Here is a 24,928-nt window from a genome sequence, read left to right as displayed (position 1 = left end):
CTATGAAACCTGAAACATTGTTGATTCATGCTGGTCGTAGCGTTGATGCTGCGACCAGTGCTGTAACGCCGCCAATTCATCTGGCCAGCACCTTCGAACGAGCGGCTGATGGTAGTTTGCCGCATGGTTTTTTATACACTCGTTTTGGCAACCCTACCCGCCAAGCCTTGGAGCAAGCGTTGGCTGCGCTTGAAGGTGGCGTTGAAGCAGCGGCCTTTGCCTCTGGCTCGGCAGCCACAGCGGCGGTGTTGCAACATTTGGCTCCTGGCCAGCGCTTGTTGCTGCCCCGCGATTGCTACAACGGCACTGCCAACTTGGCGCGTCAAGTTTTTGCCCACCTCGATACTCAATTTGTTGATATGACCGACTTGGCGGCGGTGCAAGCAGCGCTGGAGCCAGCTCCGGCTTTGGTTTGGCTCGAAACGCCATCCAACCCAAGCTTGCGGCTCACCGATTTAGCGGCGGTCAGCAGTTTGGCCCACGCTGCTGGAGCCTTGGTAGTTTGCGATAATACGTGGGCCACGCCACTTGGCCAGCGGCCCTTCGATTTGGGCGTGGATTTGGTGCTACATTCAACCACCAAATATCTTGGCGGCCATAGCGATGTGCTGGGCGGGGCATTAATTACCAAAATTGCCACGTCATGGTGGCAAAAAATTAAGCAAATTCATGTGCTGGCCGGAGCCGTGCCCTCGCCATTTGAGTGTTGGCTGATTTTGCGCGGCATGCAAAGCTTGGCCTATCGGTTGCAAGGCCATTGTGCCAATGCTTTGGCCGTGGCCGAGTGGTTGGAGCAGCATCCGAAGGTGCAGGTTGTGCATTATCCTGGCTTGAAGAGTCATCCCCAATTTGAATTGGCCCAACGCCAAATGCTCTTGATGGGCGGCATGGTCTCGTTCGAGGTGATTGGCGGGGCTGCTGAAGCGCTTGCGGTGGCGGCTCAAGTGCAATTATGGACGCGTGCGACTAGCCTTGGCGGCCCCGAAAGCTTAATCGAACATCGCGCCACGCTCGAAGGCCCCGACTCGCCAACCTCGCCAGCCTTGTTGCGGCTCTCAGTCGGCTTGGAACACCGCGACGATTTGATTGCCGATTTGGCCCAAGCCTTGGCAGTGTTGTAGCTACCAGACCAAACCAATAACCAGATCGTTAACGTTGGTCAGGGTTGGCCCAATGTCGATTGCGCTGCCTAGCGCTTGCCAAAAGCCATAGCTATCGTGGTTGGCCAAAAAAGCTTGTGGCTCAAGCCCCAATCTGCGCGCTTGGGCGATGCTTTGACCATTGGCAATTGCTCCGGCGGCTGGGCTTGAGCCATCGCCGCCATCGGTTGCCAAGGCAATTAGTTGGCAATTTGGGCAGCCGTCGAGCGCTAAGGCTGCTGCGAGCGCTAATTCGGCGTTGCGCCCGCCGCGTGCGTGGGCTTGAATGCCAGCCAAATTAACTGTGGTTTCGCCGCCAGCAAGGTAGAGTGTTGGTTGTTGGGCCGATGCAGCTAGGTGGCGCAAGCGTTGGCCCAGCGCTGCCCCAACCTCTTGGGCTTCGTCAATAATCGGCTGCTGATCGTGAATGACCTGCCAGCCTTGAGCTTGAGCCAATTGCTTGACCGCCGCTTGGGCCGTTTCGTTGCGCGCCACAATCGAGGTTTGCACCCTTGGCCACCATGGCTCGCTGCCATTGGGATGAGCTGGAACCACCCCGCGAATGCCAGCTTGCAGATAGTCGCGAATGCTCGCCGCCACATGCTGTTGCAATTGATAGTGTTCGAGCATGGCCCATGCCTCAGCAAAACTGCCGGAATCGGGCACACTCAAGCCTGAGGCAATGCTGCTCAACGGCGAGCCAACCACATCGGAAATAACCATGCTCAACAGGCTCGCCGGTTGGGCCAAGGCCGCAAATTGCCCGCCCTTCAAGCGATCGCAATGCTTGCGCACCAAATTGATGTGCTCGATTGGCGCGCCGCAAGCGAGCAATAGCTGGGTTAGCTGTTGTAAATCGGCTAGGCTAATGTTGCCTGCTGGTGCTGGCAAGAGCGCCGACGCACCGCCCGAAATCAGCGCCAGCACCAAATCATCTGCTTGGGCTTGCTTGAGCAAACGTTCGACCTGTTGCGCTGCCTTCAGCCCGCGTTGATCAGGCGTTGGGTGGCTGGATTCAAGCAGTTCGATATGATTAAGCGCAACATTACCACGATGTGCATCTTTGACCACCACCAAACCAGCAGCGATGCGATTGCCAAGCAATTGTTCGACGGCGGCGGCCATTGGCGCACCTGCCTTGCCAGCGCCCAGCACAATGATTCGGCCTGTGCCAGACCACTGCCAAGCGCCACAGCGCAGTTGCGTACCATCCCAATCCAAAGCCTTTAAAACTGCTGGCTGTGGCTCGACCGCAGCCAGCGCGCTGGCGATTAGTTGGTTGCTGAATGTGGCGATTGCAGCATCCATTATTATTGCTCAAGATACCAATGTTGCACGTTGTAGAGCCAATTGGCCGTGTTCAGGCGAATTTCGCCTTGGGTTGAACGCACATTTTTGGCCAAAGCCACGGGCATGCGATCGGCCCACAGAAACACATAGGGATATTCGCTTTGAATGATGGCATTGGTTTGTTGATAGAGTTCGCGGCGGCGCTCAGTGTCGTAGATTGCGCGCGCGGCAGTCGATAAACTATCAAAACTGGGGTTGCGAAACGCGCCATAATTGCGTAAGCCTGGCCGTCCGTCGGCAACGCCTTGATAAATTTGGCTCGAATGAAACAGCGAAAAATTATCAGGATCATAGGCGGTGTACGATGGCGCGCCCCCAACCCGACTATTGCCCCAACTCATCAAGGCCAAATCAAAATCGAAGGGCGTAACCAATTTCGAGCGAATCACGCTCTCGAAATCTGCTGGCGTAACCACCAGATTAAAGCCAATTGGGCTGGCGGCAGCGGCAATCCGTTCGGCAACCTCAATCCGGCGTTGATCGTCGCCGCGCACATACAACGCCATCGAAAGCGTAATCCCATTCGAGGCGCGAATTGTTGCGCCTTCGGGTAGCACCCAGCCAGCTTGGTCGAGCAATTCGCGGGCTTTATCGAGGTTGCGGCTGGGCAATTCGCCAGTTGGTGCAACCCATGTGCCGGGCAAATGATCGCTCAAAATTGCTTGGGCTGAAGGGCCTGCTGTTTCGACAATTGTGTTCAGATCAAGGCTTAATGCCAAGGCTTGGCGCACCCGCATGTCGCTAAAAATACGGCCTTCGCGCATATTGAAGGCCAAATAATAAAAGCCGTTTTCAGGATAATTGCCTGCGTTGACCGCCGAACCCAAGCCCTGACTTTGCTCCCATGGCAATTCCGCCGCCAGCAAATCGCCATCGCGCACAGCATCGCGGGCAACTTCGGCATCGGGCGCAACCACAAACGCCACTCGATCGAGATAGGGCACGCCATCGACATACTGATTATTGCGAATCAGGCTAATTGCCGAGCCTGCTGTGCGTTCCTCGAACATAAACGGGCCACTGCCAATTGGCTGCGTTAAAAGATTAAGTTGATCAAGCTCAACTGGGCTTAATTGGCCAAACAGGTGCTTGGGCAAAATCGGCATGCTCAAAGCCGAGAGTAACGGCGCATATGGCTCGCGCAACGTAATAACTAAGGTTGTTGTATCGGGCGCAGTTACAGCGCTCACTAAGCCCTGAAGATCGACCAACAATGGCGTGGTTGGGCTAATGCTTTGCATTGCGCTAATTGTCCACGCTGCGTCGGCGGCAGTTAATGGCGTATCGTCGTGCCAACGAATATCGCTGCGCAAGGTCATGGTCAACGTTTGACCGATGCTATCGCTTTGCCAACTGCTGGCAACATCTGGCTGCGGAGCCAAATCCTGATCGAGCTTGGTGAGGCCGCGATAGAGCAAGCCAAGCATTTGGGCCTCGGCGTGGGTTGTTGGCTTCCACGGGTGCAAAGTTGCAATATCTTGGGCCGTGCGAATCGTTAGGGTTCCACCTTGGGGAACCTGAATTGGTGGCGTGGTTGGCTCGCTGGTTGGAGTTGGTGTGGAGCCGAGGCTACATGCTGTGAGCAAAACAGCCAATAATCCTAGGGTCAATAGTCTCTTCATAGCAGTGTCGTACTCCACAAGAGCGCCGGAACGCCCAAAAATTAACTTAATAGCCCGATTGCATAGCCCAAACCCATATAGGTTATGACCCATGCGACTAAGCCGCAGCCCATGCCAAGCGCATAGCGGGGCCATGGCATGCCGAGCGCTCCAGGAATGATGGTTGTGCCTAAGCGAAAGGTTGGCAAGACCCGAATCATAATCAGCCCAAGCACTGCTCTGCGCTCAAGCCAACCAACAATCCGATCGCGGCGGCGTTGGGATAAGCCGATTTTTGGGCCAATCCGATTGAGCAAGGGCAAACCGCCGCGTCGCCCAATCCAAAACATAGTGGTTGCACCTGGCACTAAGGCCAAAATTGCCAGCGCCATCAGCAAAATTGGAATCTCGTTTTGGCGGCCAAGCAAGTAGCCACTTGCAACCAACACAAAATTGCCCGGAATCGGCAGCGGTGCGCCAAACTCGCTTAAGAACAAATAGCTCAAGGTTAGCCAATACACATTGGCCTCAAGTTGGGTAACTGCACTATTGAATGCCTGAACGATCGAATCCCACATGCTCGCTGTTCCACCTCGATAATAGGTAATCTATCATACACTGATTTGGCTGGCTCGAAGATCACTGTTTGATCCACGAAGAGCACGAAGATCACGAAGGATCGGAACCGCGAAGAGCACAAAGAGCACGAAGATGGGGCTATGGGCTATGGGCTTTTGGCTATAAGCATTATTCCCTCACCCCCTAGCCCCTCTCCCACTCAACGCGGGCGAGGGGAGCACCGGTTTTTACCGACGCATTGCACAAAAACCACAACATTAAAGCCCCTCGCCCGCCACGTGGGAGAGGGGTTGGGGTGAGGGCATGCACCTGGTTGCCAACCCAATGAGCCAGTACCCCGATAGCCTAAACCTTCATCCTTCATAATTCATCCTTCATAGTTCATCCTTCTCGTTTAGCTTATTCGTGCTCGAGAATGAGGTAATTAAGCCAAATGCTGGTATGCTTAATTTAAGCTTAAGAGTGGTGTTTATTTGGAAGGAATGAACGATGAGCCAAATTGACGATCAAGCTGAGATCACGGTGGCCAATCTCCAAGCACGGATCGCCGCTGCTTGGCAAGCATTCCAGGTATTTCTGCGTGAATTAACCCCCGAACAACTGAGCGGCCCGACCGATGCCCAAGGCTGGACGATCAAAGATCATGCAATTCACATTGCGCTGTGGGAAAACAGCCTGTTGGCCTTGTTGAATTCAGAGTCACGCGCTGCTAGCTTCGGCATCGACGAAGCGGTTTGGCAACAAGGTTCTGATGCGATTAACCGCATTCTGCAACAACGCTACCAAGATCTATCGATTGATGAAGTGTACAAAACCCTCGAAACAAACCACCAAGCAGTCGTGGCGCGAATTGCTGAATTTAGCGATCGCGATTTGCTGCGCCCCCATCATGAGTTTCAAGCTGGCTCAACCAACAATGACCCAATTATTGGCTGGATGGTTGGCAACACCTTCGAGCACTACCCTGAACATGAAGCCTGGATGCGCGATATTTTAGCCCGCTAGCTAGGCTCAAGGCGAATCCACTGCTTGGTAGATTCGCGCTAATCGCCTATAAGTGCTTTATTGGAAGGAAGGAACGATGAGCCAATCTGAGGTTCAAGCTCCGCTAACGGCGAAACAATTACAAGCCCGCATCGCTGCTAATTGGCAAGAACTGCAAACATTTTTGGCTGGTTTAAGCCCCGAGCAAATGACCGAACCAGCCGATGCAGCAGGCTGGACGATCAAAGATCATGCAATTCATATTGCGCTCTGGGAAAAAAGCATCCTAGGGTTGATAAATGCAGAATCGCGCTGGGGTAGCATCGATATTGACGAAGCAGTGTGGCAACAAGGCTTCGAGACAGTTAACCAGGTTCTGTACCAACGCCACCACGATTTACCGCTTGCCGAGGTTTATGCCACCCTCGCAGCCAACCACGAAGCCCTTGTCGCGCGGATTGCTCAGTTGAGCGATCAGGATTTGTTGCGCCCCCATCGTGAGTTTCAAGCTGGCTCAACCAACGATGCGCCAATTATTGGTTGGATTGTTGGTGATACCTGTGACCATTATGCCGAGCATCTGCCATGGATGCAGACGATTTTAAACGCTTAAATTAAAACGAAGGCCACAAAGCGTCAAGGTTTGTGGCCTTCGCTTTTTTAGCCAATAAATTCAGCGAGTGCTGCGGTGATCGCTTCTGGGCGCTCCAAGACCGACATATGGCTGGCATCGTCGATATAGCGCAATTGGGCATTCGGAATCAATTGCTGCATGATTTCGCTTTTGGCTGGCGGCGTAGACATATCCTCAACCCCAACCACAATCAGGGTTGGCACGCTAATTTGGCTGATGGTATTGGTCACATCGTCGCGCTCGATCACGGGAATAATTGCTTTATACAGCGATTCGCGGTCGGCATTTGTCCAATAGGCATGCCAATAGCTCTGCACTTGCGGGTGGCGCTCGGCCATTTTGCTGGTATAAAACACTGCATCCAAGCCCTCTTTCAAGGGTTCAATCAAGCCATAGGCGATATAGCCATCGGCCATTTGGCGATAGGCATCGAGCAATTCGGGCGCATCGCCAGCTGATGAATCGATCAGGCTCAACGAGAGAAAAAGTTCGGGATGTTTGGGATAGAGCCGCAGGCCAATCATGCCGCCCATCGAAACCCCGACCCAATGCACCTGCTTGATGCCCAAATCGCTCAACAATTGATAGGCATCATCGCCCAAACGATACATTGAATAGTCGTCGGGCGTGCCGCCGCCCTCAGTTTGCCCTTGGCCGCGCCAATCGATCGCGATACAGCGATAGCCTTTGGCGGCGAAATATTCCATTTGCGGCTCGAAAATTCGCCAGTGATACATTAAGCCATGGCCGAAGAAAATTACTTGATCGCCAGTGCCACGCTCTTCGTAGTAGTAATGAACCCCATTGACCAGATGTGAAGCCATACACACTCCTTGATCGTTACATCGATTGCTCTTGGTATTGTAGGCGAAGTATCAGCCAATTTTCAATCGATCATCAGGGTAATTTGGGCGATTTTGGCTACAATAGACGTATTACCCAACCAATTGAGGAGGAACGACCGATGCGACTACTCGCCCAAATCCTTGGGTTGGGGCTATTTCTGGCTGCTTGTGCCACCCAACCTGCGACCCAACCAAGCCCAATGCCGAGCCAAGCCCTACCCGCTAGCTCATTGCCCGAACGCCCAACCGCAACGATTGCCGATTATACTGCCGAGCCAGCAATTAGCACTGGCTCAGTTATTTTTGACCTGCCTGCTGATGGCAGTATTGGGGCCATCAGTTTGGCCGGCACCACCTATCAATTAGCTAATCCAACCCAACCCAATACCTATTTGCCATGGTCAGCTTCGCCCGATGGCAAGCAATTGGCGATTATTATCGTCAACGACAGCCAGCCCAAAACCGAGCAACTTGAGCTGGCAGAGTTGTGGCTTGTTGGGGTTGATGAGCAAAATCCGCGCCGTTTGCTTAATTTGCTGCCTGCTGTGGCAGCTGATCAAACGCCAATCTTGGGCCGCCAAAGTGCCTTGACTGATAACGCTCCAGTGTGGTCACGCGATGGCAAAACCCTGTTCTTGGCTTCGGCCCACGAAGATCAGGTTGATCTATATGCGGTTGATGTGGCAACTGGCGCAGCCCAACGCTTGACCAACACCCCTGATTTAGAAGTCTATCTGGTGTTATCGCCCAATAGCGACTATTTGGCCTTTGCTTCGGCCAGCAGCTTTGGCACTGGCGGTGGCTGGGGCAATCCAACTGTGTATGTCTATCGCTTTGCCGATGCAAGCTTCACGCCGATTACTGCCGATCCGTTGGCGGTGGGTGCGCAAGTTGTTGGCTGGCTTGACCAACAATTAATTACTCAATTTAATAGCCAGCCAGAAGGACGTGCCAGTTTCATCCTGTTTGATGCCAGCACTGGTACGCTTACGCCGCTGGCTCAGGCCATGGCGATCGATGCAGAGCTTCATGCTGGAACATTGGTTTATGCCGATCAGCCGCGTGATGGCGTGCCAACTGTTTATCGTTGGCAAGGCAGCGGCGAGGTGCAGCAAATTGAAGGCATCAATGCTAGTCGCGTTTCATTAAGCCCAACTGGCCAAGCCATGCTGCTGTGCAACAACGATCAACCAAGTTATTGGCGCAACGGCGTATTGAGTGCGCTCTCAGTCAATAGTTGCGAGCAAAGTGTTTGGGCGGCAGATGATTGGCTGGCACTCAACGGCACTGAACAGTCAAACGCCCTCATCATCAACCCAGAAGGCCAAAACCAAGTGTTGCCCCACCAAGCGCTGATGGCTGGTTGGAACGAGCAAGTGCTCTACTTTTTTGCACCCCAAGCTGATGGCTGGCAATTGTTTCAAGCTCAACGCGCCAGCAGCCAATTGCAACCAATCGGCCAACCACTTAGCAGCAAGCCAAGCAACCCGCGCCTCGTTTTAGCACCCTGAATGGGGATGATCTTTTGGCTCGGTGATTTTGACATGATTGGCTGGTTCTGAACCATTGCGACCCTCTTTTGAGCATCCTTGGTTGAATCCGTAAAGTTACAATTACCACGAAATGAATTTTAGGGGGTGCTGGGGGATTAAAGCCCCCGGCGTTTCCCTCCGGTGGAGGGACGGAAGGGAGGCGAACCATGAGCTAACTAAAAGCCTCCTCGCTCCCTTGGCCTGTCTAGCTGGGTTGGATGAGGGAATAAACCTTGTTGCATAAAATCCTGCTTGCTAAAAGCCCTACATCGGGCGATAATCGCCATACCTGTTGAAACCAGCAGGTATGGGCCTGTTTTTTATGATAGCCTATTGCTGATAGCTATCCAAGGTGTGTCTATGGCTATATCTGAAGCGCGCAGCATTGAGATTGATGCCCGTTGGGAAAACCTCGCAGCCCTCACCGATTACACCACCGAGATCGAAACCGACTTTGCCCTCACAAGCGAACAAGCCTTTGTGCTGGGCTTAGTGATTGAAGAAATTGTCACCAATATCATCAAATATAGTTATGCCGAGCAAGGTGGCCCCTTGCAATTGCACAGCACCCTCGAAAATGGCGAGCTGGCAATTCGAATTCTTGATCGCGGCCATCCCTTCGACCCTGATGATGCTGATCCGCCTGATTTGTTTGCCAACATTCACGATCGCCAAGTTGGTGGCTTGGGCGTGTTTTTGGTGCGCGAAATGGCCGATTCAATCACCTACCAGCACGATCTTGCGACTGGTTGGAACACCCTGATCGTAACCAAAAAAGCTTCAACCGAAGCGAGTATTGCACCATTGGTTGAGTTTTTGGAGCAACTGCCTTTATTTCACGAGGTCAATCAAGCCACAATTCACAATTTAGTTCAAAGCGCCGAACATGTGCGTTTAGCGCCAGGCGAAACCTTGTTTAGCGAAGGCGATAGCGGCGACGATTGCTATATTGTGATGGCTGGCGATGTTGATGTGATCAAGGCGCTGGCGACCGAAACCATTTTGCTCGAACGCTGTCGGCCTGGGGCAATTTTGGGCGAGATGGCCTTGATCGACAATAGCCCTCGTGCTGCCAGCGTGCGCGCACGCACTGCCGCAACCTTGCTGCGCATCACCGAGGCTGAGTTTGTGACCTTGATGCATGCCAACCCGACCACGGCCATGGCCTTGCTGCGCGGTGGCACTAGCCGTCTGCGCCAAGCCAACGCCCAAATGCTCGGCGGGCTAGAAAAGAAAAATATCGAGCTAGCCAGCGCCTACGAAGAACTTAAATCGGCCCAGCAAGAGCTTTTACGCCTCGAACGGATTGAGCGCGAGTTGGCGATTGCCCGCGATATTCAGCGCTTTTTCTTGCCGCCAAGCATTCCCCAACCAGAAAACTGGCAAATTGTGGCCTTCAATCAAGGAGCCTTAGAGGTTGGTGGCGATTTTTACGATGTGATCAAGCTGGGCGGCGACAAAATTGGCTTGGTAGTTGCTGATGCTTGTGGTAAGGGCGTGCCAGCAGCGCTCTTTGTGGCGCTTACCCGCTCATTATTGCACTCGAACGCTCAAGCTTTGGCCGCGCGGCCTGAGATTGCCCCCGATTCGTTGGCCTTATTGATTGCCGCAATCAACGTGACCAACAACTACATTTCGCGTGAACACGGTGCAAGCAATATGTTCACGACGCTGTTTTTTGCCTCGTTCGACCCACATACTGGCGAATTGGCTTATGTGAATGCAGGCCACAATCCGCCGATTATTATCAATCGTACCAGCCGTACGTTGCGCTATTTGGAAGGCACTGGCTTGCCCTTGGGGATTATGGAAGATCTGCCGTATAAGGCTAAAAGTACCATCCTTGCTGCCGATGAATTTTTCTTGGGCTTTACCGATGGCGCGACTGAGGCCTTTAATCTGGCGGGCGAGGTTTTTGATGATGCAGCCTTGACCAAAGTGCTTAAAACTGGCGATTTCCACGATGCTCAATCCTTGCTGACCTGTGTTTGGCAAGCAATTGAAGCCTTTGTGGGCGATGCCGAGCAAGCAGACGACATAACCTTGCTGACGGTTAGTCGTTCAGGCTAATTAGGCGGTGGTGCTCGCGATAATACTCAACTTGCTGTTCGCGATTTGGCTCTGGCTGAGTTTGGGCGAGAGCCGCGAGCAGTTCTTGGCTGGCGTTTGCGACTGCTGCTGCTTGGCTGGGCCATGGCAGGCTGGGCTTTTGAATCGGCAAGCCAATCAAATCGGGCACGTCATCGAGCAATTCGGGGGTGCTGCTCATGCTCAGGGCAAAAATGCTATGCGGCCCATCGATTTGCTCGGCGATTGCCTCAAGCATGGCGCTTTGGTTAAATTCAGCCATCACCACCAAGGTGTTTTTTTCGGGGTCGCTAATTTTTTGAATATAGGGGCGGTGTAAAAGCTGAGCCAAGGCTTGGGCCAGCGGTTTGCTTTGACTATCAAGCGCCAGTACTTGGTCGCAGCGCCAAATATGGCCTTCGGCCAGGGCTGCTGCGCGTTGCAAGGTTGTGGCAATCGCCGCGAACGACCAAGCAAATGCAGCTTGCGGCTTGATATTTAGGCCATCGTCAATGTTGCTGCCAAGGCAAATTAGGCCGTGAGTTGCATACCAAGCATCTTTTTCGTTGCTGACCATGGCAAATTCTTGATGGCGGCGGGCAACGCTGCCCAAATCTTGCAACTGCTCGATCTGCTCATCATCCTCGACTAACAGAATGGCGCGGCCAAAGCTGGCCAAGGCTGCATCATACAGCTGCAACTTAATTTGGCAACGACCGATCAGTTCGTGAAATTCCCATTCATCATTATAAATTGGCCGAACATCGAGCAATTGATCAAGCGCTTGTTGATATAAACCCTCAGCAAAATCAATATAGGCCAATTCATAGGTTACAAAGGTATCAAGCGGAAACAGATCGACGCACAAGCGCAAAATTCGCCGTGCTTCGTGATATTGTTTTAGCTCGATCAAGACCGTGGAATAATTAGTTAATCCTTCGTAATCTGGCTCGATAGCCACGACTGCATGCCAAGCATCGGCAGCTTTGGCCATTAAGCCATTGCGTAAATAATATTTTGCCAAAGCCACATGGGCAGCCCGAAGCTGCGGATTTTCTTGCAAAGCCTGTCGATATTCCTCAACAGCCTCAGCAATGCGCCCCGCATGTTCAAGTGATAATCCACGTCGATAATGTAATTCTGCTTGTCGGAATTTATCAGCCATAATGTTTAATTATGAGGGATGAAGGATGAATTATGAAATAGTAATTGCAGCGTTTCATCCCTCATAATTCATCCTTTTACAAATGTTCCACGTCGGAGTTATCACCGAGCATGAGAATTATGAATTATGAAATAGTAATTGCAGCGTTTCATCCCTCATAATTCATCCTTTTACAAATGTTCCACGTCGGAGTTATCGCCGAGCATGAGAATTATGAATTATGAAATAGTAATTGCAGCGTTTCATCCCTCATAATTCATCCTTCATCCTTTTACAAAAGTCCCACGTCGGAGTTATCGCCGAGCATGAGGCGGTAGGCTTTGGGCTTCATTGGCGAGGTATGCAGCTTGACGTTGCGCCCAATCAAGCTATCTTCGATGCGGTTGGGCAGGCGAATAATTTCGCTATTTTCCAACACAATCGAGTGCTCAATTTCGCTTTCCTCAATCGTACAATGATGATAGATCGAGGTAAACGGTCCAACGTATGAGTTTACAACTCGCGTATCTTCGCCAATAATCGCTGGCCCGCGAATGACGCTATTGATAATTTGCGCGCCTTTTTCAATCGTTACCTTGCCAACCAATTGCGAATCGCGATCGACAAAGCCTGAAACATGCGGCGTAATTTCTTCAAGGATCAAGCGATTTGCATCGAGCATATCGGCGCGCTTGCCAGTATCGATCCACCAGCCTTGATGAATGTGGGCATGAACATGGTAATTATGCTCGATCAGCCATTGAATTGCATCGGTAATTTCAAGCTCGCCGCGCCACGAAGGCTTAATCGCCTCGACCGCTTCCCAAATATGCTGGTCGAACATATAAATGCCGACCAAAGCAAGGTCTGAGCGTGGTTGGCGGGGTTTTTCAGTCAAGCGCTCAATCGAGCCATCGTGGCGCAATTCGGCCACGCCATATTGCTGTGGGTTAGCCACTTGCTTAAGCACAATTTGCGAGTTGTAATCGGCGGTTGCAAAGCCAGAAACCAACGAACTGACTCCGCCCTCGATACAGTTATCGCCCAAAAAGAGCGCAAATTTATCGTCGCCAATAAACGGACGGCTAATTTTGACCGCATGCGCCAAACCGAGCGGCGCTTCTTGGGGAATATATTCGATTTTTACGCCCCAGCGTGAGCCATTGCCCACAGCGTTGCGCACTTCATTGCCAGTATCGCCAATCACAATCCCAATTTCGTCGATATTAGCATCGCGTAAGGCTTCGATAACCCGAAAAAGCACAGGCTTGTTGGCAACCGGCACTAATTGCTTGGCGCTGGTATAGGTGATTGGGCGGAGGCGTGTGCCTTTACCACCACTCAGAACTAAACCTTTCATGAAATTCATCGCCTCCTTAGGGCGCTAAGCAGTTGGCGCAGCAGGAGCAACAGCGCTTAACCGCCATGCTACCAGCAATGCACCGAAACTTTGCAAGATAATCGCTAAAATTAAATAGCTGGCATGGCCATTGGCTACGGCAGCCTCTTGGCCAACAAAGATCCGTTCGAGGCGGGCAGCAGCAAACAAACTGAGCACATAAGTCAGCACCAACCAGCCAGCAAAAGGCCGATACAAGCGCCATTGACCAAGCAAACTGCCAAGAAAGCTGCCAAGCGGCACGGCCACCACCGCCCAAACATAGGGCTTAAGTTGCTCAGGGCTGGGTGCAAGCGCCCGCGCTTGATAGGCCATAAAGGCCCCAATTGCGCCGAGTAACGCACCCAAGGCCACCAAACCAATTAATTTGATCCGTGAATTGGCGATCATGGCGTGGCTGTAACCTCCGCTGTTGGCTCCACGGTTGGCGTTTCGCTTGGCGTGGGTGTCCAGGTTGGCGATGGCGTTGGCGTAAAGGTCGGTGTTGGTGGCGGCTGATAGCTGATTCGATAGCTGCCATTGCGCGCGTTGGTCGACTTCACGCGATATTGCAAATCGCCAACATCATTGCTCATCACAATGCCACGCTGGCTGCTGCCCTCTGCTGAAGCCACCAACGTAAATGCCACATTGGCCTGTTCACCGCTCAAGACCTCGATCACCAATTCGCCGCTATCGACTTTGGCGTTAAACGTCACATCGAGCAACATTGGCTGCGAGCCAATATCGAGCGCTTGCAGCACCGCTTCGCCGTTGGTATCGCTGCTAACAAACTCAACATTTTGCGAGCCGAGATCGGCGGTGATCGTCGCTTGCTCATTGCGTCCGGCCATCAGCAAACAGCCTGTTAGCAATGGCGCTAACAGGCCGATCAGGAGCATCTGACGAATGTGAGTCAATGTCCACTTAGGCATAGGATTCTGGTTTGCTATCAGCATTGTGGGTTGCTGATTCAGCAACTACCTCAATCTTATCAGGATTACGACTAACGATCTTGAGCACGTTATCGCAGTTGACACAGCCAACTTGTGCACCAACCCGCATTACAGGGCTGAGTTTGAGAGCTTTTTTACACGCGGGGCATAACAATTTTGCCATGTTATTCCTCCTCGAAGAGCGCATTAACGAATGATTCACCATCGAATAAGGCTAAATCGTTGATCGTTTCGCCAGTGCCAATATATTTAATTGGGCGCTCGATTTCTTGGACAATCGCGAAGGCGATGCCGCCCTTGGCCGTGCCATCAAGCTTAGTCAAGGCCAAGTGGGTCACTTGGGCTGCTTGGGTAAAGGCGCGGGCCTGAATCAAGCCGTTTTGGCCGGTCGTAGCATCGAGCACCAATAGCACCTCGTGGGGTGCATATTGCCAGCGCTTTTTGACCACGTTCGAGATTTTTTCAAGCTCTTTCATCAAGTTGTGCTTGCTTTGCAAGCGCCCAGCAGTATCGATAATCAAGACATCTGCTTGTTGATTGTAGGTTGCTTGGGTGGCATCGTAGGCAACTGCGCCTGGGTCTGCGCCTGGTTGTTGGCTAATCACCGGCACGCCAACCCGATCAGCCCAATGTTGCAATTGGTCGATTGCGGCGGCGCGGAAGGTATCGGCAGCAGCCAAAATGACATTTTTGCCCATCGCCTTGTAGCGATTCGACAACTTGGCGATCAAGGTGGTTTTACCAACCCCGTTGACCCCAACCACCAAAATCACATATGGCTTGGTTGAGCGCTCGGAGTATTGCGGCGTATCAACGTCGAGGCGGTTGACCAACTCGCTTTTGAGCAACGAACGGGCTTCGCTGGCAAACTTCAAGCCCTTCTTTTCGCAGCGTTCGCGCACGCGTTCGACGATTTTCAAGGCGTTTTCGGCCCCGACATCGCCAGCAATCAACAGTTCTTCTAGCTCATCCCACAGCTCGTCGGTAATGGGATCTTCGCTGCGGAACATAGCTGTAATACGACCAAAAAAGCCACTTTTGGTCTTTTGAACACTTTGTTCAATCTTTTTTTCTTCTTGTTTAATTTCTTGTTCGGAGCGTTCTTCACCACCGAAGAGTCGTCGAAACATATAGCACCTAACTTGTCATGTAATTGTAGGCGAAACACTGCCCACTGCACTGCCGCCAATCCTCAGGCAATAATACCATGCTTAGCCCAGAAGGGGGAATGTACACAGGTTGCCATGGCGATTTAGACGTTATCAAACGCCAATAAGTTGAGGAAGCTCCCTCACCCCAACCTCTTCGATCGAGCTGTGTGGACGATCTTTCAAGGGTAGGTTGTTAAGATCCCCTCACCCCAACCCCTCTCCCATCCAATGGGCGAGGGGCTTTTTGGTTTGGTGGTTTTCGCCGAAATCGTGATGAAAACGCGCTGCTCCCCCGCTCCCACGTTTTCGTGGGAGCGGGGGCTGGCTTACAAGGGTAGGTTGTTAAGATCCCCTCACCCCAACCCCTCGCCCGTCCAACGGGTGAGGGGCTTTAACCGCGTGGTTCTCTCCCAATTTCTTGGTGCACCACGCATGCTCCCCCTCGCCCGCGTTCAGTGGGAGAGGGGGCTGGGGGGTGAGGGGAATAGCCTAGCCCCAACCCAAATCGTTGCTGGCCGCGCCGCCAGTTTTGCCCTCACCTTCGCCGCCCATTTCTTCGTCGATCATCTGATCGACCATTTCGTTCCAATCGCCACCGAGGTCGTCGCCAAGCTCGCGGCCCATTTTCTTGGCCCAACGGGCAACTGAACGCGGGTCGTTTTCATCAAGATCGTTGAACATCGACGAGTCGGCCATTGCATCCAAACGGGCATCTTCGCTGCGCACCACTGCAACCCGTGAAATCGCCCGACTGACCGCTTTGCTCGCACAACGCGGGCATTGCAAATCGCTGGGATCGCTAAAACCCCGCACGAGGCGGGCAAAACGCCCTTGGCACTGCGAACACACATATTCATAAACTGGCATGATTAATTCCTTTATTGATGCAGCTGATTGAGCCAATGCTCCAACCAGCGCGATACATGAGCGTTATTGTTTGGTGTAAGGCCAAGCGCCGCAATCGGGCCAAATTCTTCGCTCGTTTGTTGCGGATAGAGCACCGCAGCGGCGAGCACACATGGCTGCCCAGCATAGCCAAGGCTGCCACGATAGGCATACACGTCATCGAGTGCGCTTTGCGGCACGCGCTGGTCGGGCGCACGCCGATATTTGGCATCAAGCACCAACAGCTGTTTGCCGCGCGCGGTCGTGGTTTGCAGCACCAAATCAGGAATCCGCAGGTAGCGATCAAGGCTATACAAGCCATCACGATCGGGCTGGGCAGTGAAGCGGGCTTGATAGCGCAAATGCCAAAGCTGCGGGCCAATGCGCACGCTCAACAATGGCGTAGTCGGATTCAACCCCAGCACCCAGCGTTCGCGTTGCGAATCCTCATTCAGCAATTGTTGGGCTTCAACCGTGCCAAATTGGGCCAGTAGCTGTGCGACCTGCAAGGCACACCATTGTTCATATAAACTTGGCACATCGGCCAAAGGCAGCGCCAAACTGCCAACTTCCAAGGTCAGCAAGGGTTGTTCGTGCAAGCTGTGGGCCAATTGACGAATGGGCCGATAGCGCGGATCACGATTGATCAATTGGCTTTGGACTGGCTGCTGGCGCGCTTGTAAGCCTGCCAACGGCGCTGCTTGGCGTAATTGACGCAAGCTTGTAAGCCGCTGTTCGATTGTGGTTTGCAGCGCACTCAAGTCAATTTGGCGTTGCTCGGCGGCAAGGCGGCGCAACTGACGCAAACGGCGTTCAATTTGTTCGATCAGGCCAACCAACCAGCGATGCTCTGGCAAATCGAACGAGGCGCGAGCATGCTCAGCCTGCACTTGGGCTGGCAGCGGGCCATAGGGTTCGAGCATTTGATAATTGGCGCTGGGCTGGGCCAATTGATCAAGCTTAAATTGCTGAGCCGCACCCAAATCAGTAGCCTGCTGCTGCTGATCGAGCGTCGATTTGGCGTGGCGTTGCAACTGGCGCACAATCTGGCTGGCTTGCTGGCTGCTTTGGTTAATTAAATTCAACGCTTCTAAAAATGGGCTTGAATCATGCGGCAGCAGCGGCACAATCACCGCTTGGGCAAAACTGGGGCTGCCAATCCGTAGCGCCAACGAGCGAGCGACTTTGCTGAGATCGTGCAATAAGGCTTGCCACAATTCAACATCAAGTAAATGCGGTTGCAACTCAAATTGAAATGTTTGCTGTTGAACCGAGCCATCAGCGAACTCAATCTGCAAGCTGCCATAGACTGTGCCCGCCTGCCCACGCGGCTGCCATGCCCAGCGCCAAGTTGGGTCGAATGGGCTAACATTGGGTACTCCCAAATTCTCGTTGCCAATCGCTAGCGTAGCATGGCGCACATTGGCTTGCGCCGGACACGCCAAATTAACCACCGCCCATTCGTTCCAATTGGTGGCGCTTAGCTGCACGCTGGCTTGGCTATCGATGCCATTAATTGTTAGCGGAATTAGCTCTGCCACCGCCCGATTGCTCCTGCTAAACCAGCCAAATCTTGGGGATCGAGGGTTTGGGCCACCCGCCCAACAATTTCGCGCAAAATGACCAATTGATTGCTGCTGAGTGGATCGCTGCCAGCGCCCAAAACCCCGCCCAGCATTGCCAACGCCGCAGGCCGCAAATCGCTGGGGCCAGCACTGGCAGCGAGATGATTGGCGAAGCTTTGCATGGCCTCGCGTAAACTATTCCGCGCCTTGGCCCAATCAACCACTTCGGGAATGCCTGCAATGCCAAAGGCCAAAATATGCAAGCGTCGATAGGCCGGATGCACCTCGGAGCCAAGCTCGACAGGGCTGGCGATTGGCTGGGTTACTGCTTCAACACTAACGGGAGCATTGCTTGGCGCAAGCGTTTCGCCTTGGCAATAGGCGATAATTTTGCTTAACGAAACTTTCAATTGATGCTCAAGCTCACGGCCATAAATCAGCCATGCATCAAGCGTCATGCGAAATGGATCAAGCACCTCGCGCGCCGATTCGGCCAAATCGGGCAGCGCTTGCCAACGCCCATCAGGGTATTGCAGCTCCAAGGCCCGCCCAACCCCGCGATCAACTGCCAGCAACAAATCGGCCTGCATTGCAAGTGCTGGGCTGAGCGAGCGGGCAGTGTGAGCCGGCGGTGTGGCATTGAGGTGCTCCAAGGCCATGCGGGCCTCTGGTTGCCACGTATCGCCATCGTGGCCCAAAACGCCTGCTGATTCAATTTGCCATGTTGGGTGCGTTTCCAGCAACAAACGGCGCAACAAGACAGCACCCATCGGAGCGCGCCCAGTGTCGGCTCCCCCAACCACAACAATCAACGCCATACAATGCTCCTGCTAGAAATTTAGAATGTTTGTAGCATAAGCCCAATCCCAAGCAATGTCACCACGCCAGCGCTAGCGATTGGCAACCAACGCACCCAGCGCGCTTCTGGCTGGCTCAGTTTGATCAACCGTGAGCCAAGTGTCACAAGCACAATCCCAATCCCAATTAATACTGCTGCCAAGCCTGCGCTAAACGAAATAATCATGGCAAAGCCAAGGCCAATCCGCCCAAGCGTCGCCGCTACAATCATAATTACCAAGGCTTCTGGGCACGGCACCAAACCGCCCGAAATGCCCAAGCCCAGCAATTTGCGGTTGCTCACATGGCTATGGCCTGCTGCGCCATCGGCATGGCTGTGAAAAAGCCCACCATGAGCATGGCCTTGGTTGCCAGAACGGAGGGCGTGCACCCGTTCCCAGAGCATGCGCACGCCCAAACCAGCCACTAAAACCCCAGAGATCAAGGTGAGAATTGGCACAAAGCGTTCCGGGGTAACCCAGGCACTGAACAGCAACATCAAGCCGCCCAGCGCAAAAACGCTTGCGGTATGCGTCAGCGTAACGATTGCCCCAAGCATGGTTGCTTGGCGAATTGTGCCGCGACTGCCGACCAAATAGGCGGCAACCAAGGTTTTGCCATGGCCAGGTTGCAAGGCGTGGGCCGCCCCAAAGCCAAAGGCTAGCCCAAGCGTTGCCGCGATTAAGCCAAACGAGCTATCGCCAGTTTGCAAACGAGCCACAAGGCTTGAGTTTGGTTGGGTTTGGGCTGCTGTTGGTTCGGCGCTTGGCAAGGCAATCGCGCCATCGCTCCGAAAAGCGCTCGGCCATTTAATGGGAAACTGCGCGCTGTGCAAATCCATGCTGCTGGCTTCTTGGGCCACAATTCCCGCCCGCCCCCGCGTTTTGCTCCAATCAACCACGCTAATATCGTGGTAATTATTCGATTTGAGGTTGAGTTGATGCGCGCCTGTCGTGATTGTGCCAAGCGGCGCTTGAACTGTCCAGGTCAGGTTCGTCGCATTTGAGCCAATAAAATCGGCTTTGTTAATCGGAAATTCACTTATTTCGTAAAGGCTTAATTGCAGTGGCTGTTGATCAAAACCCAGCTCCAAATTGCGATTAAATTCAGTACACCAGCGCTCAATTTCTGTTTGATCAAGCGTATGCGAATTATCAGCGTCGAGCTGTTCCCACAAGCGTGGCGTAATTAATGGGCCAGCGATTAAGTGAACAGTCAGCACAATTTGGGTTGGCTGAACCTGCACCCGCATATCTTGAAAAAGCTGATCAAGAGCGTGAGCCTGAGCCGATTGTGGTTGGCTGGCAAGCAATACAAGCAGCCAGCATGCGCATAAACAACGTTTCATACACCCATGATAACAAATTTAAGCAGGCTCATTTGAGCCATGGCATAGCCCTTGCCAACAACGAACGTAGCTTTTACTACAAGGAGATTGAATCATGGCCCGCTATCGCGTTATGGGTATTTTGACAGATCGCACCGCGCTTGATGGTCTGATGGCCCAATTGCAACAAGCCCAAGTTAAGCCCGATGATATTGGGGTGTTGTATGCCTCGGAACAAACCGTCGAAGCCGAAAAAGATCGCACTGATGTGGCTGCTGGAGCGGCTGCGGGCGTAACTGCTGGTAGCGTTGTGGGGGTTGTGGCTGGCTTAATGTCATTTGCAATTCCTGGCATCGGGCCTGCCTTGGGCGCGGGGATTCTTGGCTCGACTGTTGCTGGCGCAGCAGCTGGCGGTGTGCTTGGCGCGTTCAGCCAAATTGGCCTTGGCAACGATTTAGCCGCTTCCTATGAGCAAGCTCTCAAAGATGGCGAAACGATTTTGGCAATCGATAATGATAATGCCGACCAAGCAGGCGAAGTCGAAACGCTGCTACGCGAACGCAATATCGAGCTTGTCAACACCTTTCAGATTTAAATGTCATATAGCCCCTCACCCCAAGCCCCTCGCCCATTCGATGAGCGAGGGGCTTTTTCATGGTGGTTTTACCACAATTCATGGTGAAAAACGGTCGGCTCCCCCTCGCCCGCGTTCAGTGGGAGAGGGGGTTAGGGGTGAGGGAACTTCTAAATGCTAAAAAAGTAAATGAAATTAATAAATCCTCATCTTTGCAGCCATCCGTTGGGACCAAAACAAGCGTAGACTGAGATATGGCAAGCATTTAGTGTATGAGGATGCCCGATGAATCATTTACAACAGTATTTGGTTGATGAGTTCGTCGAAGATTATCAGGAAGGGTTGCTGACGCGGCGACAGGCCTTGAAGAAGATCGCAGGCATTACCGGGCTTGTGGTCGCCACCCAATTATTGGCTGCCTGTGGTGATCCCGCTACGCCTGCAACTGCGACGAGTGCGCCAAACCCCACCACTGCCCCAACTGCAACCGCTGCCGCTGCGCTTGAAGCTACTCCAACTACTGCTAGCACCACGGGCAGCGTGCCCAACAGCGTTGCCGAAAATGATCCGGCGGTCAAAGCGGCAATGGTCGAGTTTGCTGGCGGCGATGCCCAATTAATGGCCTATTTGGCTCAGCCAGTTGGTGCTGGCCCGTTTCCGGTCGTGTTGGTCTGCCACGAAAACCGTGGGCTTACGCCACATATTCAAGATGTCGCGCGGCGCGTCGCCAAGGCTGGCTATGTTGGCTTGGCGCTCGATTTGCTTTCGCGCGAAGGTGGCACGGCCAGCATTACCGATGCCGATAGCGTGCCCGGTTTGCTGAGCGGTGCGCCACCAGAGCGCCATGTGGCCGATTTCAAGGCTGGGGTCGAGTATCTCAAAACCCAAGCTTTTGCCGATACCAGCAAGGTTGGTATGGTTGGTTTTTGCTTTGGCGGCGGGGTTACGTGGTTGGTCGCAGCAGGCATGCCCGAATTAAAAGCCGCCGTGCCCTTCTACGGCCCGCCAGTGCCAAGCAGCGAAATTCCCAAAATCAATGCGCCAGTCTTGGCGATTTACGCCGAAGATGATGATCGCATTACCAGCACTGTGGCCGATGTTGAAGCAGCAATGCAGCAGAATAATAAAGTCTATCGCAAAGAAATCTATTCTGGCGTAAATCACGCTTTTCATAATGATACTGGTCAGCGGTATAATGCAGAGGCTGCCCAAGCAGCGTGGGCTGAAACGCTGGCTTGGTTTAAGCAATATTTGGTCTAGTCGATAGCATCCAGCAGCTTTTTCTGCGCGCACTCATCGACGACGATGGGTGCTTTTTGATCGGCTAAAATAGGTCTTTTCGGCTATACTGCCGCTAGCAATTAACCAATTGGAGTTTTAAAAATGTATACCTTTGCTCGCTTCGAGCAAGCCATTCGCGAGGCCTTGCTTGCCACCAATTTAATTAACGCTGCCGATATTGATTTAGGCGCTCCCAAAGCTGCTGGCGTGCAGGCTGATTTAGCGTTGCCATGTTTTCGTTCTGCCAAAACCCGTGGCAGCAATCCGGCTCAAGTTGCCCAAGAATTAGCCGCCGCGCTGCAATTTGCGCCCGATAGTTTGGTGGCTAGCGCAACGGTTTCTGGCCCATATGTTAATTTCAATCTCAATCCCCAAGCTTTTGCCAAAGCCGTATTGGCCGATGTTCAGGCTGGCGGCGCAACCTACGGCAGCAGCAGCAAAGGCAATCAGCGCAAAGTGATTGTCGAATATTCATCGCCCAACATCGCCAAACGCATGCACGTTGGCCATATTCGCTCAACCATCATCGGCCAAGCAATTGCCAATCTCTACCAACGGCTTGGCTACGAAGTGATTCGCGATAATCACCTGGGCGATTACGGCAAGCAATTCGGGGTTAATATTGCCGCGACGATTCGCTTTGGCAAGCCCGAAGGCGAAGGCGAAGCCGTTTTGGCGGCAATCGAAGAGCAATACAAACGTTACAATTTGCTGATGAAGGGTGCAAATCCCGATGATGCCGATTATGATCCCGATGCTGAGGTTGATTTAGACGATGAAGCGCGGGCTTGGTCGCTCAAATTAGAGCAAGGCGATCCCCAAGCGATTGAGCTGTGGCAATGGATGGTTGATCTGACCAAAACCGCCAATCAGCCCAATTATGATCGCTTGGGCGTGCAATTTGATGTGCAGCATGGCGAAAGTTTTTACAAAGATATGCTGGATGAAATCATCAGCGATGCAGGCGAGAGCGAGCTTGCTGAGCGTGATGGCAAAGCAATTATTGTCAAAGATTTGCCCGACCATCGCGGCAAAAAATTACCAACCTTTTTGATTCAGCGCTCCGATGGTGGCACGCTCTACATTACCCGCGATATTGCTACGATCAAATATCGCGAGCAAACCTATAATCCCGATGCAATGATTTATATCGTGGGCCAGCCCCAAGAATTGCATTTTCGCCAAACTTTTGCCATTAGCAAAGCCTTGGGCTATACCGATGCTGAATTAATTCATATTTCGTTTGGCACGGTCTTTGATGCGCAGGGTCAGCCACTTTCCACCCGCAAGGGCAATATGATTTACCTCGAAACCTTGCTTGATGAAGCCCGCAACCGGGCCAAGGCGCTGATTGAGCAAAAAATGAGCGAAGGTAAAACCCAACTTACCGCCGATTTGATTGATCATGTGGCTGAGCAAGTTGGGGTTGGCGCAGTGATGTACAACGATTTGTACCAAGATACCAAGCGCAATATCACCGTCGATTGGGATCGCATGTTGGCCTTTGAGGGCAATAGTTCGCCCTATTTGCAATATATGCATGCCCGCTGCTGCTCGATTTTGCGCGATTTTGGCGAGTTGCCCGCCAGCTACGATGGTAGCTTGCTAAGCCACCCTGCCGAAACTGGCTTGCTCAAAGAGTTAGCCCGTTTGCCGCAAATTATTGAAGAAGCAGCTGCACGTTATGCGCCATTTGTGGTAGCCGATTGGCTGTATGCCACCGCTCGCGCCTTCTCGGCTTTCTACGATGCATGCTCGGTGCTCAAAGCCGAAACGCCCGAATTGCGGGTTGCGCGCGGCCATATCGTGGCAGCTACGGCCCAAGCCTTACGCAACGGCCTAAGTTTGCTCTCAATCGCCGCTCCCGAACGGATGTAAAAAACCGATCCACGAAGCGCACGAAGGACACGAAGAATTGAAACCGCGAAGAACGCGAAGATCACGAAGGCTGAAGCTCTTGGCTCTTGGCTGTTGGCTATTGTACTTGGGGGAAATTGCTCAAGTTCAACGTTACGCGCTCTTCGTGCGCTTCGTGGTTAAAAAACTCTACGTTAAAAATCGGGCCTGATCCAATGGGAACTTAGCGAGATAGCCCAAAATCAATCGCGCTTCGTAGATCAATGTTCAAAGAGGGCTTTCAATGACTGATTCGAGCATAGTCTGGGTTGATGAAGCGAGCCGTTATGATCAAGCTCGTCCGACAGCACCAGTTGTCCTTGTCGATCTTTTGACGCAGCTCAGCCATACGCCTCGCCCAGCGTTGGTCGTGGATTTGGGCTGTGGTACTGGGCGCTCAACGATAATCTGGGCTGAACGTGCTGAGCGGGTGATTGGCATCGAGCCGAGTGCTGATATGCGCAACGTGGCTATCAGCAAGCTCGCAGCCGATTCCTGCATCAGCTATCAGGCTGGAGTTGGCCATCAAACAGGCATCGATTCGAGTAGTGCCGATATTGTGACCTGTGCCCAAGCCCTACATTGGATGGAACCAAACTCAACTTTGGCCGAAATTGCCCGTATTCTGCGACCCGGCGGTGTTTTTGCTGCCTACGACTATCATTGGCCGCCAACGATTCATTGGGAACTCGATCAGATTTTCCAGCAGGTCGATCAGCGTTTTGAGCAACTGATTGAACGTCGCGCCACCCCAGCAGACCATCCAGGCTGGGATAAGCAGCATCGCCAGCGGATGCAGGCAAGTGGCCTCTTTCAACATACGCTAGAACTGACGCTGCATCATTGCGAATATGGCGCTGCGCAGCGCTTTATCGACCTAATTCTGAGCAGCGGCTATCACTATCATCTTAAAAATGGCACTCTAACCGAGCAAGAGCTTGGCTTTGATCAGCTTAAACAAGCAGCCCATGATCTTATTGGCCCACAGCCAATCGCCTGGTATTTCATCTATCAAGTGTGCATTGGCATTCGCTAACTCGTTAATTGGCGCTAGGCTATATGTAATGGTTCATTCGGTTGGCAACATGTTTCATGCCCTCACCCCCAGCCCCCTTACTGCATGACATCCAGCCCAAGAACGGGCAATGGGACGACAACCCGTTCATAGTCAAGCGTCCGAAAGGCAGGGAGTTTCCACGTGAT

23 protein-coding genes are annotated in these 24,928 nt (G+C 52.8%); 9 read left to right on the top strand and 14 right to left on the bottom strand.

Annotated elements, in window-relative coordinates; translation table 11 throughout:
* The first annotated feature begins 2 nt into the window (after positions 1-2).
* The gene (locus tag JOD20_RS09200) at positions 3-1,121 is read left to right on the top strand and encodes a trans-sulfuration enzyme family protein (RefSeq protein ID WP_204754987.1); all 1,119 of its coding nucleotides are present in this window, start codon (positions 3-5) and stop codon (positions 1,119-1,121) included.
* On the opposite strand, the gene JOD20_RS09195 is transcribed toward JOD20_RS09200, so the two are convergent.
* Genes JOD20_RS09195 through JOD20_RS09185 form a run of 3 tightly spaced genes read right to left on the bottom strand, consistent with a single transcriptional unit; the run spans position 1,122 to position 4,668 of the window.
* The gene (locus JOD20_RS09195; RefSeq protein WP_204754986.1) at positions 1,122-2,447 is read right to left on the bottom strand and encodes a glycerate kinase type-2 family protein; all 1,326 of its coding nucleotides are present in this window, start codon (positions 2,445-2,447) and stop codon (positions 1,122-1,124) included. It lies immediately after the preceding gene.
* Between the two features lie 2 nt (positions 2,448-2,449).
* A complete protein-coding gene (locus JOD20_RS09190) occupies positions 2,450-4,111 on the bottom strand; it encodes a peptide ABC transporter substrate-binding protein (RefSeq protein WP_204754985.1) in 1,662 nt (553 codons plus the stop codon).
* A gap of 41 nt (positions 4,112-4,152) precedes the next feature.
* Positions 4,153-4,668 (bottom strand): DedA family protein, encoded by a 516-nt coding sequence (locus tag JOD20_RS09185; RefSeq protein ID WP_204754984.1) that lies wholly within the window; start codon positions 4,666-4,668, stop codon positions 4,153-4,155.
* 490 nt (positions 4,669-5,158) lie between these two features.
* On the opposite strand from JOD20_RS09185, the gene JOD20_RS09180 reads away from it, so the two are divergent.
* Together JOD20_RS09180 and JOD20_RS09175 are read left to right on the top strand one after the other, a co-directional pair.
* Positions 5,159-5,674, top strand: coding sequence for a DinB family protein (locus JOD20_RS09180; protein WP_204754983.1), 516 nt, complete (start codon positions 5,159-5,161; stop codon positions 5,672-5,674).
* 76 nt (positions 5,675-5,750) lie between these two features.
* Positions 5,751-6,266, top strand: a complete 516-nt coding sequence (locus JOD20_RS09175; RefSeq protein ID WP_204754982.1) for a DinB family protein — start codon at positions 5,751-5,753, stop codon at positions 6,264-6,266.
* A 47-nt stretch (positions 6,267-6,313) separates the two neighbouring features.
* Here JOD20_RS09175 and JOD20_RS09170 read toward each other — a convergent pair whose 3' ends face one another.
* Positions 6,314-7,111: an alpha/beta fold hydrolase gene (locus tag JOD20_RS09170; protein ID WP_204754981.1), complete on the bottom strand. Its 798-nt coding sequence runs from the start codon at positions 7,109-7,111 to the stop codon at positions 6,314-6,316.
* A gap of 140 nt (positions 7,112-7,251) precedes the next feature.
* On the opposite strand from JOD20_RS09170, the gene JOD20_RS09165 reads away from it, so the two are divergent.
* Entirely contained in the window at positions 7,252-8,643 is a 1,392-nt protein-coding gene (locus tag JOD20_RS09165; protein ID WP_204754980.1) for a TolB family protein, read from the top strand.
* 381 nt (positions 8,644-9,024) lie between these two features.
* Positions 9,025-10,734 (top strand): SpoIIE family protein phosphatase, encoded by a 1,710-nt coding sequence (locus JOD20_RS09160; protein ID WP_204754979.1) that lies wholly within the window; start codon positions 9,025-9,027, stop codon positions 10,732-10,734.
* Here the strand turns inward: JOD20_RS09160 and JOD20_RS09155 are convergent.
* The 10 genes from JOD20_RS09155 to JOD20_RS09110 form a co-directional block, all read right to left on the bottom strand.
* The gene (locus JOD20_RS09155; protein ID WP_204754978.1) at positions 10,718-11,896 is read right to left on the bottom strand and encodes a tetratricopeptide repeat protein; all 1,179 of its coding nucleotides are present in this window, start codon (positions 11,894-11,896) and stop codon (positions 10,718-10,720) included. The two genes, JOD20_RS09160 and JOD20_RS09155, sit on opposite strands and share 17 nt — an antisense overlap.
* A 271-nt stretch (positions 11,897-12,167) precedes the next feature.
* Positions 12,168-13,235 carry a glucose-1-phosphate thymidylyltransferase gene (locus JOD20_RS09150; RefSeq protein WP_204754977.1) on the bottom strand — a complete coding sequence of 356 codons (1,068 nt, stop codon included), beginning with the start codon at positions 13,233-13,235 and terminating at the stop codon, positions 12,168-12,170.
* Between the two features lie 24 nt (positions 13,236-13,259).
* Positions 13,260-13,664 carry a hypothetical protein gene (locus JOD20_RS09145; RefSeq protein ID WP_204754976.1) on the bottom strand — a complete coding sequence of 135 codons (405 nt, stop codon included), beginning with the start codon at positions 13,662-13,664 and terminating at the stop codon, positions 13,260-13,262.
* A complete protein-coding gene (locus JOD20_RS09140; RefSeq protein ID WP_204754975.1) occupies positions 13,661-14,188 on the bottom strand; it encodes a hypothetical protein in 528 nt (175 codons plus the stop codon). Before JOD20_RS09140 ends, JOD20_RS09145 begins: the two co-directional genes overlap by 4 nt.
* Positions 14,181-14,372: a hypothetical protein gene (locus tag JOD20_RS09135; protein ID WP_204754974.1), complete on the bottom strand. Its 192-nt coding sequence runs from the start codon at positions 14,370-14,372 to the stop codon at positions 14,181-14,183. The genes JOD20_RS09140 and JOD20_RS09135 overlap by 8 nt, the downstream gene beginning before the upstream one ends.
* Before the next feature lies 1 nt (position 14,373).
* A complete protein-coding gene (ftsY, locus tag JOD20_RS09130; RefSeq protein WP_054535606.1) occupies positions 14,374-15,339 on the bottom strand; it encodes a signal recognition particle-docking protein FtsY in 966 nt (321 codons plus the stop codon).
* Positions 15,340-15,849: 510 nt separating this feature from the next.
* Positions 15,850-16,227 (bottom strand): FmdB family zinc ribbon protein, encoded by a 378-nt coding sequence (locus JOD20_RS09125; RefSeq protein WP_204754973.1) that lies wholly within the window; start codon positions 16,225-16,227, stop codon positions 15,850-15,852.
* 11 nt (positions 16,228-16,238) lie between these two features.
* Positions 16,239-17,786 carry a DUF2357 domain-containing protein gene (locus JOD20_RS09120; protein WP_204754972.1) on the bottom strand — a complete coding sequence of 516 codons (1,548 nt, stop codon included), beginning with the start codon at positions 17,784-17,786 and terminating at the stop codon, positions 16,239-16,241.
* A complete protein-coding gene (locus JOD20_RS09115) occupies positions 17,774-18,628 on the bottom strand; it encodes an arsenate-mycothiol transferase ArsC (RefSeq protein WP_204754971.1) in 855 nt (284 codons plus the stop codon). Before JOD20_RS09115 ends, JOD20_RS09120 begins: the two co-directional genes overlap by 13 nt.
* A 20-nt stretch (positions 18,629-18,648) precedes the next feature.
* Positions 18,649-19,995: a nickel/cobalt transporter gene (locus JOD20_RS09110; RefSeq protein WP_204754970.1), complete on the bottom strand. Its 1,347-nt coding sequence runs from the start codon at positions 19,993-19,995 to the stop codon at positions 18,649-18,651.
* A 94-nt stretch (positions 19,996-20,089) separates the two neighbouring features.
* Between JOD20_RS09110 and JOD20_RS09105 the strand changes: the two genes are divergently transcribed.
* The 4 genes from JOD20_RS09105 (at position 20,090) to JOD20_RS09090 (ending at position 24,761) form a co-directional block, all read left to right on the top strand.
* Positions 20,090-20,569, top strand: a complete 480-nt coding sequence (locus JOD20_RS09105; RefSeq protein ID WP_204754969.1) for a hypothetical protein — start codon at positions 20,090-20,092, stop codon at positions 20,567-20,569.
* 264 nt (positions 20,570-20,833) lie between these two features.
* Positions 20,834-21,808 carry a dienelactone hydrolase family protein gene (locus JOD20_RS09100; protein WP_204754968.1) on the top strand — a complete coding sequence of 325 codons (975 nt, stop codon included), beginning with the start codon at positions 20,834-20,836 and terminating at the stop codon, positions 21,806-21,808.
* Positions 21,809-21,931: 123 nt separating this feature from the next.
* Complete coding sequence (gene argS / locus JOD20_RS09095) at positions 21,932-23,707, top strand: arginine--tRNA ligase (RefSeq protein WP_204754967.1); 1,776 nt, start codon at positions 21,932-21,934, stop codon at positions 23,705-23,707.
* A 262-nt stretch (positions 23,708-23,969) separates the two neighbouring features.
* Positions 23,970-24,761 carry a class I SAM-dependent methyltransferase gene (locus JOD20_RS09090; RefSeq protein ID WP_204754966.1) on the top strand — a complete coding sequence of 264 codons (792 nt, stop codon included), beginning with the start codon at positions 23,970-23,972 and terminating at the stop codon, positions 24,759-24,761.
* The last annotated feature ends 167 nt before the right edge of the window (positions 24,762-24,928 follow it).

It is taken from the genome of Herpetosiphon giganteus, assembly GCF_016907925.1.
GTDB classification, from domain to species: domain Bacteria; phylum Chloroflexota; class Chloroflexia; order Chloroflexales; family Herpetosiphonaceae; genus Herpetosiphon; species Herpetosiphon giganteus.
The sequence above is the reverse complement of the archived record's forward strand: the minus strand, read 5'-3'. Positions and strand labels throughout refer to the sequence as shown.

Bases quoted from the DNA above. Each gene is read 5' to 3' on its own strand.
- JOD20_RS09200 (WP_204754987.1), top strand. From the start codon at position 3: ATGAAACCTGAAACATTGTTGATTCATGCTGGTCGTAGCGTTGATGCT.
- JOD20_RS09195 (WP_204754986.1), bottom strand. From the start codon at position 2,447: ATGGATGCTGCAATCGCCACATTCAGCAACCAACTAATCGCCAGCGCG.
- JOD20_RS09190 (WP_204754985.1), bottom strand. From the start codon at position 4,111: ATGAAGAGACTATTGACCCTAGGATTATTGGCTGTTTTGCTCACAGCA.
- JOD20_RS09185 (WP_204754984.1), bottom strand. From the start codon at position 4,668: ATGTGGGATTCGATCGTTCAGGCATTCAATAGTGCAGTTACCCAACTT.
- JOD20_RS09180 (WP_204754983.1), top strand. From the start codon at position 5,159: ATGAGCCAAATTGACGATCAAGCTGAGATCACGGTGGCCAATCTCCAA.
- JOD20_RS09175 (WP_204754982.1), top strand. From the start codon at position 5,751: ATGAGCCAATCTGAGGTTCAAGCTCCGCTAACGGCGAAACAATTACAA.
- JOD20_RS09170 (WP_204754981.1), bottom strand. From the start codon at position 7,111: ATGGCTTCACATCTGGTCAATGGGGTTCATTACTACTACGAAGAGCGT.
- JOD20_RS09165 (WP_204754980.1), top strand. From the start codon at position 7,252: ATGCGACTACTCGCCCAAATCCTTGGGTTGGGGCTATTTCTGGCTGCT.
- JOD20_RS09160 (WP_204754979.1), top strand. From the start codon at position 9,025: ATGGCTATATCTGAAGCGCGCAGCATTGAGATTGATGCCCGTTGGGAA.
- JOD20_RS09155 (WP_204754978.1), bottom strand. From the start codon at position 11,896: ATGGCTGATAAATTCCGACAAGCAGAATTACATTATCGACGTGGATTA.
- JOD20_RS09150 (WP_204754977.1), bottom strand. From the start codon at position 13,235: ATGAAAGGTTTAGTTCTGAGTGGTGGTAAAGGCACACGCCTCCGCCCA.
- JOD20_RS09145 (WP_204754976.1), bottom strand. From the start codon at position 13,664: ATGATCGCCAATTCACGGATCAAATTAATTGGTTTGGTGGCCTTGGGT.
- JOD20_RS09140 (WP_204754975.1), bottom strand. From the start codon at position 14,188: ATGCCTAAGTGGACATTGACTCACATTCGTCAGATGCTCCTGATCGGC.
- JOD20_RS09135 (WP_204754974.1), bottom strand. From the start codon at position 14,372: ATGGCAAAATTGTTATGCCCCGCGTGTAAAAAAGCTCTCAAACTCAGC.
- ftsY (WP_054535606.1), bottom strand. From the start codon at position 15,339: ATGTTTCGACGACTCTTCGGTGGTGAAGAACGCTCCGAACAAGAAATT.
- JOD20_RS09125 (WP_204754973.1), bottom strand. From the start codon at position 16,227: ATGCCAGTTTATGAATATGTGTGTTCGCAGTGCCAAGGGCGTTTTGCC.
- JOD20_RS09115 (WP_204754971.1), bottom strand. From the start codon at position 18,628: ATGGCGTTGATTGTTGTGGTTGGGGGAGCCGACACTGGGCGCGCTCCG.
- JOD20_RS09110 (WP_204754970.1), bottom strand. From the start codon at position 19,995: ATGAAACGTTGTTTATGCGCATGCTGGCTGCTTGTATTGCTTGCCAGC.
- JOD20_RS09105 (WP_204754969.1), top strand. From the start codon at position 20,090: ATGGCCCGCTATCGCGTTATGGGTATTTTGACAGATCGCACCGCGCTT.
- JOD20_RS09100 (WP_204754968.1), top strand. From the start codon at position 20,834: ATGAATCATTTACAACAGTATTTGGTTGATGAGTTCGTCGAAGATTAT.
- argS (WP_204754967.1), top strand. From the start codon at position 21,932: ATGTATACCTTTGCTCGCTTCGAGCAAGCCATTCGCGAGGCCTTGCTT.
- JOD20_RS09090 (WP_204754966.1), top strand. From the start codon at position 23,970: ATGACTGATTCGAGCATAGTCTGGGTTGATGAAGCGAGCCGTTATGAT.